Source organism: Collinsella aerofaciens (genome assembly GCF_039836695.1).
GTDB lineage: Bacteria > Actinomycetota > Coriobacteriia > Coriobacteriales > Coriobacteriaceae > Collinsella > Collinsella aerofaciens_BD.
This window is the reverse complement of the sequence record NZ_JBDPAC010000005.1, coordinates 55,136-75,344: the sequence shown is the minus strand read 5'-3', so window position 1 is coordinate 75,344 and position 20,209 is coordinate 55,136. Positions and strand designations below refer to the sequence as shown.

At 60.3% G+C, this 20,209-nt stretch carries 16 protein-coding genes and 1 tRNA gene; 10 read left to right on the top strand and 7 right to left on the bottom strand.

Annotated elements, in window-relative coordinates; translation table 11 throughout:
• Positions 1–158: 158 nt before the first annotated feature.
• Together ABG996_RS04025 and ABG996_RS04020 are read right to left on the bottom strand one after the other, a co-directional pair.
• A complete protein-coding gene (locus ABG996_RS04025) occupies positions 159–1,181 on the bottom strand; it encodes a DUF5692 family protein (RefSeq protein WP_347478434.1) in 1,023 nt (340 codons plus the stop codon).
• A 47-nt stretch (positions 1,182–1,228) separates the two neighbouring features.
• Positions 1,229–1,891: a TetR/AcrR family transcriptional regulator gene (locus ABG996_RS04020; RefSeq protein ID WP_347478435.1), complete on the bottom strand. Its 663-nt coding sequence runs from the start codon at positions 1,889–1,891 to the stop codon at positions 1,229–1,231.
• A gap of 189 nt (positions 1,892–2,080) precedes the next feature.
• Here ABG996_RS04020 and ABG996_RS04015 point away from each other — a divergent pair, with 189 nt between their 5' ends.
• The 9 genes from ABG996_RS04015 (at position 2,081) to ABG996_RS03975 (ending at position 14,316) form a co-directional block, all read left to right on the top strand.
• On the top strand, positions 2,081–4,858 hold the full coding sequence (locus ABG996_RS04015) for an FAD-dependent oxidoreductase (protein ID WP_347478436.1): 2,778 nt from the start codon (positions 2,081–2,083) through the stop codon (positions 4,856–4,858).
• An 89-nt stretch (positions 4,859–4,947) separates the two neighbouring features.
• Complete coding sequence (locus ABG996_RS04010; RefSeq protein WP_347478437.1) at positions 4,948–5,376, top strand: hydrogenase maturation nickel metallochaperone HypA/HybF; 429 nt, start codon at positions 4,948–4,950, stop codon at positions 5,374–5,376.
• A gap of 350 nt (positions 5,377–5,726) precedes the next feature.
• Positions 5,727–6,716, top strand: a complete 990-nt coding sequence (locus ABG996_RS04005; RefSeq protein ID WP_347478438.1) for a PTS sugar transporter subunit IIB — start codon at positions 5,727–5,729, stop codon at positions 6,714–6,716.
• An 18-nt stretch (positions 6,717–6,734) separates the two neighbouring features.
• On the top strand, positions 6,735–7,553 hold the full coding sequence (locus ABG996_RS04000) for a PTS mannose/fructose/sorbose transporter subunit IIC (RefSeq protein WP_006235195.1): 819 nt from the start codon (positions 6,735–6,737) through the stop codon (positions 7,551–7,553).
• Positions 7,554–7,569: 16 nt separating this feature from the next.
• Positions 7,570–8,490 carry a PTS system mannose/fructose/sorbose family transporter subunit IID gene (locus ABG996_RS03995; protein WP_055310058.1) on the top strand — a complete coding sequence of 307 codons (921 nt, stop codon included), beginning with the start codon at positions 7,570–7,572 and terminating at the stop codon, positions 8,488–8,490.
• A 120-nt stretch (positions 8,491–8,610) separates the two neighbouring features.
• Entirely contained in the window at positions 8,611–9,009 is a 399-nt protein-coding gene (locus ABG996_RS03990; protein WP_006235193.1) for a DUF956 family protein, read from the top strand.
• A gap of 270 nt (positions 9,010–9,279) precedes the next feature.
• A tRNA-Arg gene (locus ABG996_RS03985) sits at positions 9,280–9,355 on the top strand.
• Positions 9,356–9,718: 363 nt separating this feature from the next.
• Positions 9,719–12,547 carry a DNA methyltransferase gene (locus ABG996_RS03980; RefSeq protein ID WP_347478439.1) on the top strand — a complete coding sequence of 943 codons (2,829 nt, stop codon included), beginning with the start codon at positions 9,719–9,721 and terminating at the stop codon, positions 12,545–12,547.
• A complete protein-coding gene (locus ABG996_RS03975; protein WP_347478440.1) occupies positions 12,547–14,316 on the top strand; it encodes a GmrSD restriction endonuclease domain-containing protein in 1,770 nt (589 codons plus the stop codon). Before ABG996_RS03980 ends, ABG996_RS03975 begins: the two co-directional genes overlap by 1 nt.
• Before the next feature lie 533 nt (positions 14,317–14,849).
• Here ABG996_RS03975 and ABG996_RS03970 read toward each other — a convergent pair.
• Genes ABG996_RS03970 through ABG996_RS03950 form a run of 5 tightly spaced genes read right to left on the bottom strand, consistent with a single transcriptional unit; the run spans position 14,850 to position 19,183 of the window.
• The gene (locus ABG996_RS03970; protein ID WP_347478441.1) at positions 14,850–15,788 is read right to left on the bottom strand and encodes a relaxase family protein; all 939 of its coding nucleotides are present in this window, start codon (positions 15,786–15,788) and stop codon (positions 14,850–14,852) included.
• Positions 15,789–15,798: 10 nt separating this feature from the next.
• Positions 15,799–17,715, bottom strand: a complete 1,917-nt coding sequence (locus ABG996_RS03965) for a type IV secretory system conjugative DNA transfer family protein (protein ID WP_347478442.1) — start codon at positions 17,713–17,715, stop codon at positions 15,799–15,801.
• Positions 17,712–18,062, bottom strand: a complete 351-nt coding sequence (locus ABG996_RS03960) for a plasmid mobilization protein (protein WP_347478443.1) — start codon at positions 18,060–18,062, stop codon at positions 17,712–17,714. The genes ABG996_RS03965 and ABG996_RS03960 overlap by 4 nt, the downstream gene beginning before the upstream one ends.
• Positions 18,063–18,065: 3 nt before the next feature.
• The gene (locus ABG996_RS03955) at positions 18,066–18,950 is read right to left on the bottom strand and encodes a DnaB-like helicase C-terminal domain-containing protein (RefSeq protein ID WP_347478444.1); all 885 of its coding nucleotides are present in this window, start codon (positions 18,948–18,950) and stop codon (positions 18,066–18,068) included.
• Positions 18,938–19,183: a hypothetical protein gene (locus ABG996_RS03950; RefSeq protein ID WP_347478445.1), complete on the bottom strand. Its 246-nt coding sequence runs from the start codon at positions 19,181–19,183 to the stop codon at positions 18,938–18,940. Before ABG996_RS03950 ends, ABG996_RS03955 begins: the two co-directional genes overlap by 13 nt.
• Before the next feature lie 257 nt (positions 19,184–19,440).
• Here ABG996_RS03950 and ABG996_RS03945 point away from each other — a divergent pair, with 257 nt between their 5' ends.
• Positions 19,441–20,187, top strand: coding sequence for a hypothetical protein (locus tag ABG996_RS03945; RefSeq protein ID WP_347478446.1), 747 nt, complete (start codon positions 19,441–19,443; stop codon positions 20,185–20,187).
• The last annotated feature ends 22 nt before the right edge of the window (positions 20,188–20,209 follow it).

Genomic DNA, 20,209 nt, shown 5'->3' with positions numbered 1-20,209 from the left:
CGATTTTATATATGCGCGTGTTTTTGAATAGATGAATAGAGACGCAATGACAAAAGCCCCCGAAAAGCGAGCGAAACGCTTTCCGGGGGCTCTGCGAGACATTGGATGAAAAACCTGGCGGGCGGGCCTATGCCCAGGTGCCAACAGCGACCAACATGTTACTCGGCGTGAGCGTAATCGACCTTGGCGCGACGAGCGGTGGCCTTCTCCCAATCGCTGGTGCCCTCAAAGACATCCTGCTTGTAGGGATTGCGGCCGAGCTTCTTGGCGCGGTAGGCGATGTAGATGATCGCGGCGACGTTGGCGACCAGCGCGGCAATCGAGACCGCGGTGGCGGCGCCGGGGTCGAGCGTGGAGTGGGTCACAAAGATGGACTCCTCCTGGAAGTAGGGGAACACCTGGGCAAACATGCACCAAATGGCCAGCGTAAAGGCGCGGTTCTGGATCCAGCCGCCCTTGTTCCAGATAAAGGCGGCGACGGTGGGCGCCAGCAGCAGTGCAAAGCCGCAGAACCAGGAGTGGGTGGGCAGGCAGTTGTAGGTGTAGCAGAAGTTCCAGATATCGTAGGCGATGATGTAGACCCAGGTCATGTCGGGCCACAGCATGTCGGTCTTGTCCTCGGAGGCGTAGACGCTCCACCAACCGGTCATGCAGAAGATGTTGATGAGACCGGCGATGCCGTTGAACACGTTGTTCCAGCCGGCAAGCTGTGTGGCACCCTCGGAAGTGACCCAGGTGGACTCGCCCAGGACAAAGAAGTGATAGGCGCTCTCGAAGTCGGACACGACGGCGATCAAGATGTTGATGGCGACGATCACAAACGGCCACGCGCGGAACCAATGCGCCTTGCCGATCTTGCCCCACTGGTACTTAATGGCAATGAAGCCCCAGCAACCGGCCAGCGCCGCGTATACCTTGGCGTAGTGGAACCAGCTGTTCTGGTACACATGGGTGGGGTTGGTGAGCGCCCACTCGGCACCTTGCGAAACGCCCACGGCGATGGCGACGCAGTAGATGGTCATGGCCAGCGGAGCCACGCCAAAGATGATTGCCGCGCCCAGCTTGGTGCGGCGGCCGACCTCGTTGAGCACAATCAGGCCAATAAAGACCATGGCCCAGCCAGCCCAGTGGATAAGGGTATCGCTACCCAAACGTCGAACAGCATGCTGCTCTCCTTTCACACGCCCGCGGCCCCTCTTCTGATCGCGGGCAGTTTGGCCAAATGTCGTCAGTTCTGGGGCTTGCGCTCCGGATACTTGGCGGTATAGCCCTCGATGTGGAGTGTCGAGGCGATGATTTCCTTGACCGTCTCGTCGGGCACATCGGGGTGCGTGCGGATATACATCAACAACCCCATGATGAGGGTGTAGAACGTCTCGTAGACATGGTCGATGCGTAGCTCATGATGGGTGACAAAATCCACCACGGTGGTGTCGCAGATATACTGAGCCACGCGCTGGACCACGTTGTGCAGAAAGCCGCCGTAGAGTGCGCCGCTGCTCGAGGTGAGCGTGCTTGGCAGCTCGTGGCCGCTGGCGACCAGGCGCTTGAAGAGCGGGGCGACGGTGTCGAGTGCGCCTTCGATGTCGCCAACCGTGCGGCTGGCATTCCACTGCTCGAGCTCGGAGATAAAACCGTCGATTGCCTCGTCCATGACGGCGGTGACGGCGGCGTCCATATCGGCAAAGTAGTGGTAGAACAATGAGCGCGTACAGCCGGCTCGCTTGGTCACGGCCGATACCGAAAGATGCGACACGCCCAGCTCGGAACTCACGGCGCGAACGGCGGCGAGAATCTCGCGACGACGCTCGTCGCCCGTCAGACGCTTGGCCGCGCTGTCGGGCGCGGGGACGGCGTCGGCCACAGAAGTGTTCGCTGCATTATCGCTCATGCGCTTGCCGCCTTTCATCCGTTTGAGCCCGACCGTTCGCCTAACAGTCTTGAATATTGTTGACGGTTCGTCAATACTATTTTTGACACAATGTCAACAATGGCGGGTGAACGGCATGGGGGCATGTCCGGCCTGCAAAAAAGAGGGGCGCCGCGGTCTCGCCGGGCTGTGGCAAGAGAAGGGACAACCATGATTCTCAACGGACCGGGAATTAGCTACACCGAGCCCGATATCGGTGCGGAGTTTGTGCCGCCGCTGCCGGAGCATCCGCGCGAGGCAATCGTCAAGCTGTGCGAGCACTGCACCAACCGTCTGCTGCATCGCGACGAGCTGCTGGGCTACGAGTACTGGTCGTTTGCCGAGGCCGCAACCGACGAGCAGGCCGAAGTGCTCTGCAAGATGAAGATGCGCCGTCCCTATACGCTGCCCGAGATGGTCAAACTCACCGGCATGCCCGAGGCCCAGATCGAGAAGATGCTCGACGACATGAGCTACACGGGTCTGCTCGAGTACAACTGGGAAAATCCCGAGCGCGCCAAGCAGTGGGTGCTGCCCATGCTGGTACCGGGTTCCGCCGAGTTCCTCAACATGCGCGTGAGCCAGCTCGAGGAGCATCCGGTCTATGCCAAGTTTTTTGAGCAGGCGTCCAAGGGGCCGCTGTCCAAGGCCACGCCGATGGTGCCGCCCGGAGGCGCCGGCATCGGCATGCACGTCATTCCGGTCGAGAAGGCCATTGATGCCACGAGCACCTCGGTGCCGATCGAGCATATCGAGCATTGGCTCGACAAATACGATGGCAAATATGCCGCCAGCACCTGCAGCTGTCGCGCGAGCCGTCGCGTGATGGGCGAGGGCTGCGCCGACGACCCCGCCGACTGGTGCATTGCCGTGGGCGACATGGCCGACTATGTGGTCGAGACCGACCGCGGCCATTACGTGACGCGCGAAGAGGTCTACGACATCTTGCGCCAGGCCGAGGACAACGGCTTTGTGCACCAGATCACCAATATCGACGGCGAGAACAAGATCTTCGCAATCTGCAACTGCAACGTCAACGTGTGCTACGCCCTGCGCACATCTCAGCTGTTCAACACACCCAACCTGTCGCGCTCTGCCTATGTCGCCAAGGTCGAGAAGGACAAGTGCGTGGCCTGCGGTCGCTGCGTTGAGGTGTGCCCGGCCGGTGCCGCCAAACTCGGCCAGAAGCTCTGCAGCAAAAAGGCGGGCGGACAGGTGCCCGAGTATCCGCGCCAGGAGCTGCCCGATGCCACCAAGTGGGACCACACCAAGTGGTCGCCCAACTATCGCAACGACAACCGCATCGAGACGCATGAGTCCGGCACCGCGCCCTGCAAGACGGCCTGCCCCGCGCACGTTGCCGTTCAGGGCTACTTAAAGCTCGCGGCGCAGGGCCGCTATGACGAGGCGCTGGCGCTCATCAAGCGTGAGAACCCGCTGCCCGCTATCTGCGGCCGCGTGTGCAACCGCCGCTGTGAGGATGCTTGCACCCGCGGCCGTGTGGACGCCGCCGTGGCTATCGACGAGGTCAAGAAGTTCATCGCCCAGCGCGATCTTGATGTCGCGACCCGCTATGTCCCACCCGTGGTGACCCCGACGCGTGCCGGCGGCTTCGACCAGAAGATCGCCATCATCGGTGCCGGTCCGGCAGGTCTGTCCTGTGCCTTCTATCTGGCCGAGAAGGGCTACAAGCCCGTCGTGTTCGAGAAAAACGAGCGCCCGGGCGGCATGCTCACCTACGGCATTCCCAGCTTTAAGCTGCAGAAGGACGTTATCGAGGCCGAGGTCGAGATCATTCGCCTGATGGGTGCCGAGTTCCGCTATGGCGTGGAGGTCGGTCGCGATGTGACGCTCGACGAGCTGCGCGAGCAGGGTTTTAAGGCCTTTTATGTTGCCATCGGCTGCCAGGGCGGTCGCCTCGCCGGTATTCCGGGCGAGGATGCCGAGGACGTGACCGTGGCCGTCGACTTCTTGCGCGAGGTCAACAGTGGCAAGATCGACGCGCTGCCCGGCCGCACCATCGTGGTGGGCGGCGGCAACGTGGCTATCGACGTCGCACGCAACGCCTGCCGTCTGGGCTCCGAGCACGTTGAGATGTTCTGCCTGGAGAGCGAGGCTCAGATGCCCGCCAGCGAGGAGGAGCGTCGCGAGGCCGTTGAGGACGGCGCCCACATCAGCTGCGGCTGGGGCCCCAAGGAGGTTCACCTTGACGAGGCCGGTCGTGTGTGCGGCATCACCTTCAAGCGCTGCACGCGCGTCTATGACGACGAGGGTCGTTTTGCGCCCGAGTACGACGAGAACGATCTGCGCCGTGTTGATGCCGACCGTGTCGTCATGTCGATTGGCCAGTCCATTGTGTGGGGCGACCTGCTGGCTGGCTCCAAGGTGGAGCTTGGCCGCGGCCAGGGTGCTCTTGCCGACCCCCAGACCTACCAGACCGCCGAGCCCGACATCTTTGTGGGCGGCGACGTCTATACCGGGCCGAGCTTTGCCATCGACGCCATTGCCGCCGGCCACGAGGCCGCCGTGTCCATCCATCGCTTTGTGCAGCCGGGCTCCACGCTCACCATCGGCCGCAACCAGCGCCACTACACCGCGCTCGACCGCGACGATGTCGTGATTGAGAGCTATGACAACGCGAGTCGCGAGGTGGCACATGTCGACCGCGACCGCGAGAAGGCTGCACCCTTTAGCGAGTACGTCGAGACCTTTACCGAGGAGCAGGTGCGCGCCGAGACCGCCCGCTGCCTGGGCTGCGGTGCCTCAATCGTCGATCCCAACAAGTGCATCGGCTGTGGTCTGTGCACCACCAAGTGCGCGTTCGATGCCATCCACCTTGATCGCGATCGCCCCGAGTGCTCCACGATGGTCAAATACGAGCAAAAGCTCCCGAGCCTGGGCAAGTACGCATTGAAGCGTGCAATTAAGATCAAATTTGGGAAGAAGTAAAAGAACCTGACAAGTCAGTGAGCGGCGCAGAGCGTCGCTCACTGACGTTTGGCTGACATCGCACTAACCGTTGTTGAAAGGTTTCTACCTTGCATGAATTGGGAATCGTCTATCACATCATTCGCGATGTTGAGAACGTGGCGCGCGCCAATGGGGTGAGTCGCGTTTCGAGCGTCACGCTGCTGTTGGGCGAGGTCTCGGGCGTCGTTCCCGACTTGCTGCTCGACGCCTGGCGCTGGGCGGCAGATAAAAAGCCCATCACGCAGGGCGCGGAGCTTATTGTGGAGCCCGTCGAGGCCGTGACGCATTGCGAGGCATGCGGCCGCGACTACGCGACGGTCGAGCACGGCAAGACCTGCCCCCATTGCGGCAGCGGCGAGACATACCTGCTGCAGGGCCAGGAGGTCATGATTAAGCAGATCGAGACCCCCGACGAGGACCCGGCAGGCGCTGTCCCCGATGACCCCTCCGACGCCCCCGATGCCGTCGACGCCGCCAACCCCCTCCACATCGTCTAACCCCTAGTCGTTGGGGACGTCACCAACGACTACTTGCGCTAGAACATAAGTCACGATAATAGTCAAGTCATGTCTGTTTAAACAAAATAGCAGTAGTACAAGTACATTCGCACTTGCTAAAAATCGTTATTAATGAACAGCCTGCTTGTATCTGTAAAGTACATGGCTTGATGAGTGACGCTTTGGCGGGTAATGAGTCGAAAAGCAGCAGCGTAATCAATTTGTAACAAACTTAGACGTTTAAACAAATAATGCAACCTTTTACGAATTTAGCTATAATTCCACAAACCAAACAGGTATACTTCCTTCATGTCATGTAGGAAATACGTAGACAAAAAGGAGGTTATGTGATGGTAAGTATTGTTCTTGCTAGCCACGGGGACTTGGCAGCTGGAATCAAGCAGACGGGCTCGATGGTCTTTGGCGATCAGCCGTCTGTTGCCGTGGTCTCGCTCGAGCCGAGCATGGGCCCCGACGACTTCCGTGCCAAGGTCGAGGAAGCAATCGCTTCCTTCGAAGACCAGGAGCAGGTGCTCTTCCTCGTTGATCTGTGGGGCGGCACGCCGTTCAACCAGATCAGCGGGCTCATCGAGGGCCACGATTCCTGGGCTATCGTCACCGGTGTCAACCTGCCTATGCTCATCGAGGCATATTCGCAGCGCTTTGACGCAAAGAACACTGCACATGCGATCGCAAAACATCTCGTGACTGAGGCTAAGGCTGGCGTGCGCGTCAAGCCCGAGTCTCTGGAGCCCGAGGAGAAGAAGCCGGCTGCGGCCGCCGCTGCTCCTGCAGGCGCCATCCCCCCGGGAACGGTCATCGGCGATGGGCACATCAAGATCGCCCACGTCCGTATCGACACCCGTCTGCTTCATGGTCAGGTGGCCACCACGTGGACCAAGCAGATCAACCCCAACCGCATCATCGTGGTTTCCGACGGCGTTGCTCACGACGAGCTCCGCAAGACCATGATCGAGCAGGCTGCCCCTCCGGGAGTCCATGCCAACGTCGTTCCCATCAAGAAGATGGCCGAGGTCGTCAAGGACACGCGCTTTGGTGGCACCAAGGCCATGCTGCTCTTCGAGAACCCGCAGGATCTGCTCAAGGCCATCGAGGCCGGCGTCGACATCAAGGAAGTCAACATCGGTTCCATGGCTCACTCCAAGGGCAAGGTCGTCGTCACCAACGCCGTCGCTATGGGCGATGACGACGTCAAGACTCTCGAGGCTCTCAAGGCCAAGGGCGTCAAGTTCGAGGTCCGCAAGGTTCCTTCGGATTCCTCCGAGGATCTCGACGCCATGTTGAAGAAAGCTAAGGCCGAACTGGCCGCTCAAGCATAGTAAAGGAGGGTCCGATACATGTCTGCAATCACTATTCTGCTTGTTGCGATTGTCGCGTTGCTTGCCGGTATGGAAGGCATTCTGGATGAGTTCCAGTTCCATCAGCCGCTCGTGGCATGCACGCTTATCGGTCTCGTAACCGGTCACCTTCAGGAGGGTATCCTCCTAGGCGGTTCGCTCCAGATGATGGCCCTTGGCTGGGCTAACGTCGGCGCCGCTGTCGCGCCTGACGCCGCTCTGGCCTCGGTCGCTTCTTCGATCATCATGGTGCTCGCCCTCAACGGTGGCGCCACCGATTCGGCCAAGGCCGTTACCACCGCTATCGCCGTCGCCGTCCCGCTGTCGGTCGCTGGTCTGTTCCTGACCATGATCTGCCGTACCATTGCTACCGCTATCGCTCACGCCATGGACGGTTGCGCCGAGAAGGGCGACTTCTCCGGCATCGAGCGCTGGCAGTATGCTGCCATCCTCATGCAGGGCCTTCGTATCGCCATCCCGGCAGTGCTTCTGTGCGTCATCCCGGCCGAGGCCGTTACCAACGCGCTTAACGCTATGCCCGACTGGCTGTCCGGCGGCATGGCTGTCGGCGGCGGCATGGTCGCTTCCGTCGGTTACGCCATGGTCATCAACATGATGGCCACCAAGGAGACCTGGCCGTTCTTCGTCCTCGGCTTTGTCCTTGCTGCCATCCCTCAGCTCACGCTGATCGCCCTTGGTCTCATCGGCATCTCCCTTGCCCTCATCTACCTTGGCCTTAAGGATCTGGCCAAGCAGGGTGGCGGCATGGGCGGTGGCTCCGGCGACCCGCTCGGCGACATTCTGAACGATTACGAGTAGGAGGGGAGTGATACATATGGCAGAGAACAAGATTCAGCTCACCAAGGCTGACCGCAAGAAGGTTTGCTTCCGTCATCAGTTCCTTCAGGGCTCGTGGAACTACGAGCGTATGCAGAACGGCGGCTGGTGCTTCGCAATGATCCCTGCGATCAAGAAGCTCTACACCAGCAAGGATGACCAGATTGCCGCTCTTAAGCGCCACCTGGAGTTCTATAACACTCACCCCTATGTTTCCGCCCCCGTCATTGGCGTTACCCTCGCTCTCGAGGAGGAGCGCGCCAACGGTGCCCCGATTGACGACGTCGCCATTCAGGGCGTCAAGGTCGGTATGATGGGCCCGCTCGCCGGCGTCGGCGACCCCGTCTTCTGGTTCACCCTTCGCCCGATTCTGGGCGCTCTGGGCGCTTCCCTGGCCATGTCCGGCAGCATCGTCGGTCCGCTGCTGTTCTTCTTCGCGTGGAACATCATCCGTTACGCTTTCCTGTGGTACACGCAGGAGTTTGGCTACAAGGTCGGCTCCTCCATCGCCAAGGACCTCTCCGGTGGTCTGATGGGCAAGGTCACCGAGGGCGCTTCCATCCTGGGTATGTTCATCATCGGCGCCCTGGTCGAGCGCTGGGTGTCCATTTCCTTCACCCCGATCGTCTCCACGGTCAAGCAGTCTGCTGGCGCCTTTATCGACTGGGCTAGCCTGCCCTCCGGTTCCGAGGGTATCAAGGAAGCGCTGACGATGTACAACTCCGTCGGTGCTACCGCCCTTGATCAGATGAAGGTCACCACGCTTCAGGCCAACCTCGATCAGCTCATCCCCGGCCTTGCCGCCGTGTGCCTGACCCTGCTGGTCTGCAAGCTCCTCAAGAAGAAGGTCAGCCCGATCGTCATCATCCTGGCTCTCTTCGCCGTCGGCATCATCGGTCGCTTCTGCGGCTTCATGTAAGCACGCTTCGGCTTAAGACCGAGAGTTGCTAGGTAAGGGCTTTTGAGCCATTGAAACGGACCGCACCCGGTGGGTACACTGGATGCGGTCCGATTGTTTTATTTGGAGGGCGAGGCGCGCATGGCGCAATCTCAGAACAGCACGGTCGATCTGGCAACGCCGGCAACCTGCCTGATGGGGCTTACCAGCCACGGTAACGTGATGGTGGGCAATAAGGCGTTCGAGTATTACAACGAGCGCAATCCCGAGGATTATATTCAAATCCCGTGGGACGAGGTCGACTATATTGCCGCCGAGGTTTTACGCGGCACCAAGAAGATCACGCGTTTTGCCATCTTCACCAAGGACAACGGTCACTTTACGTTTTCGACGCGCGACGACAAAGAGACGCTTCGTGCTGTCCGCAAGTACGTCGACGAGGATAAGCTTGTGCGTTCGCCCGACTTTATCGATGTGACGGCCAAGGGCGCCAAGAGCATCCCCTCCGTTATCAAAAACCTCTTCCACAAAGGTAACTAGTCGTTGGGTAGTCGTTGGGGAAATATCATCCCGGTTTGAGCGCCTATTCTGGGATGCAGTTTCCGGAACAGGCTCAATTGGGAAACCATATCCCGTTTCGAGCTCAAATTCCGGGTCGTAGTTTCCGTAGAGAGGCCCCATCCGGAAAGCCCGTCCCAGATTTCGTCTGGATAGTGGGACACGCTTTCCGGAAGGCTGTTCCACCGTAACTTCGAAGAGTGGCTATGCGCTGCATGGCAGTGGCGCAAATCTGCTACACTAGTACAACATGCCTCCGTAGCTCAGGGGATAGAGCACCGCTCTCCTAAAGCGGGTGTCGACGGTTCGAATCCGCCCGGGGGCACCAGAAGTAAATGCAGGTCAGACGGTATAAATCGTCTGACCTGCTTTCTTATATAAGGGCATCGTTAACGTCAGTTGGGTAGAATTTGGGTAGAAAGTTTTTTTGTGAAGGGCTATGCCCAAAGTCCGGTTTCCAACCCTTCCCACAGCCTACGGGCTTATAAGAAGCCCTTCGGCCATGGAAAGCGTTGAAAACCTAGGGTGACGTTGCTGTGAGATGGGCGAGTTTCCAACAGCCCCCGGCGTCTTCGGGTTTCGCCTGGGACCCTGCGACACCGTGGACCGTTGAAAACTCGCCCTTCCGCTTGGAAGAGGGCTTTTACCCCTTAAAATTGTCCGAAAGTGACAACGACGCAGGAGGTCCGGTATGCCTGCCAGCAAGAAAGAGGCAAAGGAGTTCGTCAAGCGGTGGCAGAAGCGCCTTGCCGCCATCCCCGCGGGCTCCAACAACGAGCAGCAGGACACGCAAAAGTTCTGGGTAGATCTGCTCATCAACGTCCTGGGCATCCCGTCCAACACCATAGACAGCTTCGTCGACTTCGAGCGGAAGGTGAGAGGCCGCCGCATCGACGTGTTCGTCTCCGACCACAACTTCCTGTGCGAGCAGAAGTCGTGGGGTATCGACCTCGACAAACCCGAGCCCAGAAACGGCGGCATGGAGACGCCGCTCCAGCAGGCCATGTGGTACGCGCGGCACCTGCCGTACTCCGAGCGCCCCCGCTGGGTGATGACGTGCAACTTCGGGACCTTCCGCCTCTACGACCTCGACAACGAGCGGCCCGAGGACACCGTGCAGGAGTTCTCCCTCGAAGAGCTCCAGGACAGCCTGTACCTTCTCTCCTTCCTGACCTCCAACGAGACGAGCCGCCTGCACAAGGAGCAGCAGCTCTCCATCGAGGCCGGGGCCTACGTCTCCAGGCTCTACGATGCCCTCGCCAAGCAGTACCACCACATCGAGGAGAAGGACGAGCGCGCGCAGGAGGAGCAACGCTCGCTCAACGTGCTCATCACCCGAATCATCTTCCTGCTTTACGCCGAGGACGCCGACCTCCTGCAATCGCACCAGGCGTTCGGTAGGTACTGCGAGGGTGACCCTGCCAAGCTCCGCCGCAAGCTGGTGGACCTGTTCGAGGCGATCGACACGCCCCTGGACAAGCGGGACGAGTACATGGACGAGGACCTCGCGGCCTTCCCGTACGTGAACGGCGGTCTGTTCGCCGACTCCTCCATCATCGTCCCGCAGATGACCCCGGAGATTCTCGAGGCCATCACCGACGCGTCCCAGGACTTCGATTGGCGTGAGATCTCGGGCGTCATCTTTGGCGGCGTGTTCGAGGGGACGCTGAACCCCGAGACCCGCCATGCCGGGGGCATGCACTACACGAGCGTGGAGAACATCGAGCGCTGCCTCAAGCCGCTCTTCCTCGACGAGCTGTGGGACGAGCTGCACGAGGCCGAGGGCGAGAGGACGGCGACGAAACGCAAGCAGGCCCTGGCGAGGCTGCACGACAAGGTTGCCTCCATCACCATCGGTGACCCCGCGTGCGGCTCGGGCAACTTCCTTACCGAGGCGTACCGGCAGCTGCGCACCATCGAGAACCGAATCATCGAGGACGAGCTCAGCGAGGAAACCGGCAACGCGGGGCAGACGTCCCTCGTCATTGCGCAGGACAGCCCCGTCCGCGTATCTCTCGATCAACTGTACGGCATCGAGATAAACGACTTCGCCGTCTCGGTCGCCAAGACCGCCCTTTGGATCACCGAGGAGCAGATGCTCCGAAAGACGCAGGAGATATACGTCGGTTATGACTTCGACTTCCTGCCGCTCAGGAGCCTCAGCAACCTCCATGAGGGCAACGCCCTCAAGACCGATTGGTCCGAGGTGTTCCCCGATGACCTTACTTATCTTGTGGGCAACCCGCCGTTCCTGGGTGCTCGCAACCAATCCAAGGAGCAGAAGGCAGAGCTCCTTGAGGTCTTCGATGGAGCGAAGAACGCGGGCAACATCGACTACTGCGGGGCCTGGTACATGAAGGCCGCGAGGTTCACGCAGGGAAAGCGCACGCGCTGCGCCCTGGTCTCTACCAACTCGATATGTCAGGGCGAGCAGGTCGCCAACCTCTGGAAACCCCTGCACGACCTGGGTATCCACATCGACTTCGCGCACAACACGTTCAGGTGGGACAACGAGGCTGCGGACAAGGCGCACGTGTTCTGTGTCATCGTCGGGTTCTCCCGCGAGTCGGGGACCAAGACGCTCTTCTACCACGCGACCCCGGACAGCGACGAAGAACAGATTCCCACGGCTCGAATCAATGCGTATCTGAAAGACGCCCCTGATGTATTCATCTACAGCCGCAGCAAGCCTATTTGTGATGTTCCGGAAATGGGCATCGGAAATAAACCTATTGATGGGGGATTCTACCTGTTTACCGATGAGGAGAAAGACGATTTCCTGAAGAAAGAGCCAAAGGCCGAAGGCTTCTTCCATCCATGGCTTGGATCAAAAGAGTTCATTCATGGCTATCACCGCTGGTGCCTGTGGCTTGGGGAGGCAACCTTCTCAGATCTAAAGCAGCTTCCTGAGTGCAGAAAGAGAGTAGAACAGGTTCGTGAATACAGGCTTGCAAGTAAAAGCGCTGGAACCCGGAAAATAGCAGATAAGCCAACGAGATTTCACGTTGAGAACATGCCCGAGGGAAGTTCCATCATCATCCCAGAGGTGTCTTCAAGCAGAAGGAAACGTGTTCCAATGGGCTTTGTTGGTCCAGAGATATTTTGCAGCAACAAGGTTAGATTGATACCTAATGCCTCTCTCTATCACTATGGCATTCTGCAATCTCAATTCCATAATGCATGGGTTAGGATCGTAACCGGAAGATTGAAGGACGATTACCAGTATTCGGCCAATATTGATTACAACAACTTCGTCTGGCCCGAGCCCACGGAATCCCAACGCGAAGAAGTTGAGCGTTGCGCCCAAGCCGTGCTCGACGCCCGGGATGCCCAAGAAGGTGCGACGCTCGCGGACATGTACGATCCCAAGAACGAAACGTTCTTCCCCGAGCTGATGTCTGCGCATAAGGCGCTCGATGCTGCTGTCGAAGCTGCCTATGGCGTCGACTTCGGTGGGGACGAGGAGAAGATAGTCGCCCATCTTTTCAACCTGTACGCCAAGAAGGTCGGTGAACTATAGTGCCAAATTCCATCTATAACCCCATATCGCTGGAGGTTGGTAACATCCTGAAGGACGTTCAGACGGGCAAGATCGGTCTGCCCGACCTGCAACGACCCTTCGTGTGGGGCAACGAAAAGGTCCGCGACCTGCTTGATTCCATGCTCCGCGGATACCCTATTGGCTATGTGATGCTGTGGGACTCTCCGAGCGACAACGCGGGCAAGAAGTCTGCCATAGGCTCGAACCAAAAGGTGTATGCCGTCCCCAAGTCCCTTGTCATCGACGGACAGCAGAGACTCACTGCCCTTCTGAGCTCCCTGTACGGCGTGTCCGTGCGAGACAAGAACTTCAGGGAGCGTACGGTGAAGGTCGCCTACGACCCCATCGCACGCTCATTCAAGAATGCCGACGCCTCGACCGAGAAGGATTCGCGCTATGTGCCGGACGTATCCGAGGCCTTCGCGGCGAACCACGACAACAAGCTGAGCGCCTATCGCAGGGCGTTCATCAAGCGCCTTAACGAGGCGAATGCCAAAAAGGGAGAACCCGAACTCGACGATGACGGCGAGGATGCCGTCGAGAGCGGGCTCAACGCATTACTCGGGCTTGAGCGTTATCTTCTGCCGACGCTGGAGATTTCCGAATCGGCTGACGAGGAGACCGTATCGGACATCTTTGTGCGTGTGAACTCGCAAGGGCAGGCGCTTAAGCAGGATGACTTCATCATGACCCTGCTTTCGGTCTACGAACCTGCCATGAGGGAGCGTATAGAGGAGTTCTGCGCCATGAGCCATGCGCCCGCAAAGGGCACCTCGTACAACCCGCTCATGACCGTCTCGCCGACGCATATCATTCGCGCCACGGTGGGCGTGGGGTTCAAGAGGGGTCGCCTGCGTTATGCCTACCAGATTCTTCGCGGGCGAGATCTCAAGACAAAGGAAACGACGCCCGAGACGCGAGCTGAGAACTTTGCCACGTTCGGTCGCGCCCTCGATCTCGTGCTTGACTTGAACAACTGGCATGCCTTCATCAACACGCTGGCGGAGGCGGGCTACGTCTGCTCTGACCAGGTGGGGTCGGGCAACGCGCTCATGTTCTGCTATGCGTTCTACCTTATCGGGCGCTATGAGTTCGACATGGAGCCACTGGCTGTGCGCGGGCTCGTGCGGCGCTGGTATTTCGCCGCAGCCATAACGGGGCTCTATGTGGGGTCCTTCGAATCCGAGTTCGAGCAGCAGCTTAACGACGTCTCGCGCCTTGAGACCGCCGATGAGTTCCGGGCGTACTTCGACCGTAGGCTCGCTGCCATCATGACGGACGATTATTTCTCCATCACGCTGCCCAGCTCCCTCGACGCAAACGAGGCGACGGGCCCGACCTGGTGGGGCTTCGTCGCGGCTCAGGTCGTGCTCGGTGCCAAGGCGCTGTTCAGCACGGCCCCTCTTTCTCAACTGCTGCTTACCGGCTCATCAGGTTCCAAAAAGGCTCTGGACAAGCATCATCTGTTCCCGGATAACTACCTGAAGGCCAAGGGCTACCTTTCACAGCGCAGCAACCGAGGCAACTTCACCCTTGTTGACTACCAGAACAACATCTACATCTCGGATGACGCCCCGAATGAGTACGTTCGTAGGTATCGCGCCGCGCTGGGGGAGGACGAGTATCGCCGCAACTGCGAGGAGCATGCCCTGCCTGTTGGGTTTGAGGACCTCGATTACGAGGAGTTCCTAGGCAAGCGAAGGCAGCTTATGGGTGAGCTGGTGAAGGGGGCGTACGAGCGGCTTTAGGTCTCCGTTGTGGATCGGGGAGAGGTTACTGCCGACTCCTCCCCGACGCGCAGGTCGAGAGGGCCGAGGCGCGGCAATCGGCCTTGCGGCCGATGGGTCCCGCTTATGGGCGGGACCCCCGCGACGCACGGCGTCGCTCTCGCTGCGGCTCCCTGGCAACGCTCCCCAGGGTCGCGTTTCGTCCGCCTCCGCTCACGCCGGCCCAGCCCGCCGAACGGCTGCGCTCGATGGCTTCCAGAAGTCGCCATCGCTCCGCCGTGGTCGCCGGGCTGGGCCTCTCGCGCCGGGTCGCCGAGCGCCGTCGTGCGACGCTCCCCAGGGTCGCGTCTCCTCGGCGTCGGTTCAACCGGCGCTCACCTGCCCGGGCTCGCGTTGCCTTGGGCAACCGGCTCGCTCCGTGCAGGCAAGATATGGATTCCGTTGCACGGAATCATCTTGCCCGCCTGCGGCGGGACGGCGAACCGCTCCGAGGTCGCTCTCACCGAAGGGCAAAAGAAGGGGCCGGGACGCCTGTTGCGTCCCGGCCCAAATGCTCAGTCGTCTCGGCCGTTCTGGTTCTCCAGCGCCCTGCGCTCAAGCTCCCAGAACGCCCGCATCGCCGTCGCTATCCCGCGCAGCGTGAAGCGGACGGCGATGCCAGTCGAGCGGTCGACGGCAAAGCCGAGCCTTCCGCCGTTGACCTTCCTCATGCCCCCGAGAGACTTCGAGGGGAAGCGGTACTGGAGGCTCCCGCCCTTCGACCTGGCGAGCTCGATGCCGTCCCGCTTGAGCCGCCGCTCAAGCTCGCCCATCCGGTCGGGGCAGTCGCGCATGCGCCCGACCTCCTCGATTCGGCGGGCGACCGCGACGCGGACGCGGGCGTTCTCCGAGCGCTCGGCCTGTCCCTTTCGGGCCATGTCGCGCTCTTCCGTGCCGGGTTGCCTCGCGTGGACGCGCGAGTTGGCCTTGCCGCGCTCAAGCTGCCTGAGGCCGTACCTTTCGTCCAGGGTACGGACGGTCTTCACGCGTGATGCCGCCGCCTTTCGGGCGGGGCCCTCGTCGAGCCTTCGGCCGGTTTCCAGATCACTGCGGTTGATGCCGAGGTGCACGGCGTAGCGGTCGGTGGCGTCCGCGCGGCAGCGCTCGCGGTGCAGCACCATCACGACTTCCTGGTTGGGGTAGCGCTCGGCCACGTACTCCCTCGCATAGCGCATGCACAGCTCCGGCGTCATCTTCCCGCCGTTGAGGTCGCACTCGTCTGGGAGGAACCCGAGTATCTGGTGCTGCATGTAGGTACACTTGGCACCGGCCTTGCCGGGCCTGTCGTGACCCATGGCCGCCCTCGCGTCTGCCATCTCCTGAAACCAGCGGTCATCGTCGATAATGTTCTGCGTGCCGTGGGCGAGCGCCTTGTCGCGGTCCCAGGAGAGGTAATCCCTGAGTCTCGCGAGGTGCTTCTCGCTGCAGACGCTCGTCTGCTTTATCGCCGTCATGGTCGCCTCCCTAGTCGAGCGAGAGCCCGCTGAATTTGCCGCCCGGCTTGCTCCCGTTCTTCTTCTCCGGCTCGGGCCACTTTGGGCACCAGGTCGAGGCCTCCTCGCGCATCTTCCCAGCAGCTGACTCGTCGAGGCGGCGCTGGTAGGCGCGACGGTTCTCCGCCTCGTGCTCGGGGGTCCCGAGGTCGAAGTGCTCCCTTGTGGGCGTGTTGGTGCAGTCGGTGACGGGGGAGCGGAAGACGCCGGCTCGACATGCGGGCATACCGTTGTCCGCGTGCTTCACGACGATGATCCCGTCCCGGTCCGGGGCCATGTCGCGCCACTCCCAGGGGTGTATCACGTCGTCGGCGCTCTCGCTGTAGGACGTCGAGGAGGACGTGCCTGACGCGGCCCTGCCGTTGCTCGTGCCTTGCGTGTGGCGCGTGGTCTTGCCGATGAGCTCGGTGAAGTACCGGCGGTCCTCCTCCTCGGCGAGCTTCATCGCGACCTTGATGCCGCAGTTCGCGAGGATCTTCCTGCGGCCGTCTTTCTCGCCGTACTTGTTGAGTTGGGATACGTCCTGCGTCGCGCCGACCCAGAAACAACCGTAGCTGCGTCCTAGGCTGAGGAGCGCGGGCAGGCACTCGACGCGGGGGAGGTTGCCCCACTCGTCGCCGAGTATCTGCACGGGGCGGGGGAGTTTTCCGCCGTTCACGTCCGCGACCGCCTGGACCGAAGCCCAGAGCTGCGAGAGGAATATCGCCGCTATGCAGTTGTAGGGGGAGCCCTCGTCGAGCACGTGGAGGAAGACGGCACTCTTCTCCGTGAGCACCGTTCGCGGGTCGATGTCGGAGCCAGAGGTCATCCATGCGACCGGCGCGGACGAGAACGGGCGGAGTGCCACCTTGAGCGTCGAGAGGATGCTCCTGAGCTCGTTGCCGCCCGAGGAGACGAACTGCGACGCCCTGCCCTTGGCGGGGTGACCGCTCGGCAGGGAGCGGAAGACGGCCTTCAGAGGCTCGGCCGGGTCGTCGCCCTCGGCCTCGGTGCCACGGTCCAAGACCTCGCAGACGGTCGCGAGGTGCCTCGATCCCTCGGGACACTCGTCAGACATGGAGACCAGCAGGACCAGGGCCGAGAGCAAGCCCCTGGCCGATGCCGTCCAGTGCGAACCCTTGCCCTTCTCGTCATCCTGCACCACGAGCTCCGCGATGGCGTCCGCCGCCTGCTCGGCCTCCTGGTCGCGCCCCTCGGCATGGAGGTCGAGAACCTGCTTGAGCGGGTTGAACCTCTGGCCGCGATAGGGGTGCTGCGTATCGAGCAGGAGGACGCGGTAGCCACGACGGGCAAGCTCATCGCCCGTGAGCTCTATGAGCTCGTTCTTCACGTCTGAGACGACGAGGGTCGCGGGCTCGGAGCCGTTGGAGGCGTCGCCGTGGCTGAGCAGGTCGATTGAGGGGAGGTAGAGGAAGCGTGATTTACCTGACCCAGTGGCCCCTGATACGAAAATCATCTTCTTCGGCTCGTAGAAATAGCAGGGCTTACCGCGATATTTGGTGAAACCGTAGACGAACCCGCGCGACGAGGGGTTCGTCGAGCCGCCCCATGTCATGGACCCCTTCACGACCTCGCGGCCCGTCTTGACGTGGGCGTCGCCGAGCACGCCGCCGTCCTCGGCTCGTGATTTGAGGGCGCTTGAGTAGGCGATGAGGGCGCAGGCGCAGAGTGCAAGGAGGAAGACGAACAAAGCCCCGAGGGGATGGGTGACGAACCCGTCCGAGAGCCACCAGCCGAGGACGGTCTCCGCGTCGAACGTTGTGGGAATTGCCGATGCGTCGAGTCCGTACCCGGCGACGAGCATGTCGATGGGGGCGGCGAGTACGGGGCATGCGAGGATCGCTAGGAAAAGGGATGATAGGAGCGCTGTGAGCATCTTGGTTTTCATGATAGTTCTCGATTCTTGGAGATGAGGTTTGAAAGCTGCGAGGCCGTGCTCGACACCAGTCGGACGGCCTCCGCGAGCTGTCGGGCCGTCTGCGCATCCACGCCATAGGCGTTTGCGGCATGGACGGCCTGGTTGAGGTTTCCGCCCTGTTTCTTCATCTGGTGGAGGATTTGCCGCAAGGTCGCCTCGTCGGCGACCTTGACGGGCTTCTGCCCGATGCGGAGGGCAGCTTCGCGCATGAACGTCGATGGGGCCATGTCAAAAGAAGAGGAGCGCGCCATGATGACGGCACGCTCCTCCTCGGTCATTCGGACGTTGATATGCGCAGTCTTGCTGTTGCCGCGCATGGCCTAGCCCTCCTGGTCATAGAAGGTGGCATGGGGCGCGTCGAAGGTGAGCTTGGCGCTCCCAAGCGTGCCATAGCGTGCCTTAAGGACGCGAACGAGCAGGGGACGAACATCTAGCTCTGAGTTGTACCTCCGCTCCTTCTTGTCCCTGCCGTCGACCTGCAGGAAGAGAGCGTTGTCGGAGCCGTAGTCGATACCCTGCGAGCCAGCGAAGACGTTGAGCTCGGTGTTCGCATCGTTGTACTTATCGCGCGCGACGCTGCTTATCAGGAAAACGGGGACGTCATACGTCCGGGCGATGTTGCCCAGGGCTTGGACGCAAGCGGTGATGACAACGCGTTCTTCCGCGCGAACATTGAAATTGGTTGCTGCAATGAGTTGAAGGTAATCCACAAAAACGGCAGGGCGCTGCCCACGTTCGTGAATGCAATCACCGATGCAACGCCCGAGATCTTCCATGGACGTTTGGCTGTCCATGATGCACGAGTTAGGTGCTACGGTCTCGGCGTAGATGGCGCAGGCGTGCTCAAATGCCTCCCTCTTCTCGGGGATGGTCCCGGTCGCCTCGGAAAGGCTGAAGTCTCCATTGCCGAGGCGCGTGATGCCCTTCTGGGCGATGCGATACGCGGGGAGTTCCGCGGAATAGAAGACGGTGGGCACGCCTTGGGATGCGAGGTCGTCGGAGATGGTCTTGAGGAGCGTCGTCTTGCCGGCAGCGGGTGCCGCTCCGACTATGGTCAGGATTCCGGGTACGACGCCTCCGATGAGCTTGTCGAGAGATGGGAGGCTGCGTATATGAGCCATGGGCTTACGCCCGTTCATTTCCTCGATATAGGTCTTGAGCTGATCGGCTTCGACGTTGAATGAGCTATTGGCTACAGGCTGCACGGATCCGACACCTCCAACTCGTGAAGGTACTCAAAAAAGCTGGACTCGATGACGAAGAGGCGGCTATGAAGCTTGAGGCAGCGACCGCTCTCTTTCATGAGCGATGCGGCGGCAACCTCCCCAAGCCCGGTCAACTCACGAATCTCGGTGACGCCGAGCAGATGCTCGCGTCCCAGAACGACGCGAGGAGGAGCGGGCACGATACCCGCTTTGGGAACAGCGGAATCTACCATGGTAGAATCTCCTTTGGTCTGCTCACTCCTCCCCACCTCAGTTTGGCGACTAGAGGGGAGGGGTGGGCGGCTTTTTGTTTCTATGGCCTCCTTCGGGCACCTCCATTCCGGCATTCGCTTATCTGTGCAATTCGATGATACTGCTTCTGGCAATCGAGGCGCTGAAGATTCAGAAAAGATTCTGAAAAGTTTCGGATAAGCGCTTTTACCTCGAAAAACAGGGTTATACTTGCAATGAAAATCGATTGGAGGATGAAATGGAACGTTCCAGGAAACCGAAAAAACGAAAGTTTGGGACGACCGTCCTTGAACAGACCGATGACAACATCAGCATGTTCAAGGAACAACATCCGCAAGAGTTTAAGACTCCGGGGGAAGTGGTCGACCTTCTCGCGAGTCTCTGTCTCCGCGTCAACAAGGGTGCGGCTGCAGAGCTGAGTGCTTTTTGTGCGCAGCGGGTCAAGTCTATTCAGGATGAGCTTAGTGGATATGGCGATGCTGAGTCCCTGTCGCTCGCTGCCGACGATTTAAATGACAAGCTCTCTTATTACAAGGCTCTTCGTAACCATATGCTGCGATTTGTTCCGCAAGACAGCCTTGTTGATAAGGGGCCGTCAATGAAACGCGTGGACCTGCGAGGTGGCTCGTATCTCGTTGTCCCTGACGATTGGCCTGTGGTCAATGAGCCAAACGCCTCATCATGCGACTATGCTTTCGTCCTTGAAGTGCGGAACGCAAGCGATGCAATTCCGCACTATGTTTATCTTTCCTCAAAGGAAGCCTGTCCTACGGATGAGGTGCTTGGCGCAATAGCTGATAAATGGCCGGGGATTCGTGATGTCCAGAGTTCTCAGGTCGAGCCGATCTATGACAAGGACGGCGCGATTCTGAATACCGACGAATGGACGAAGGCACCTATAATCGGCGTCTTCCCCATTCGCGACGCCTCATCGTTTTCCTGGGAGGATAAAGCTCCATATGGAGCGATGGTCTATCGCCATTAGTCCATCTATGTTCAAAGCAAGG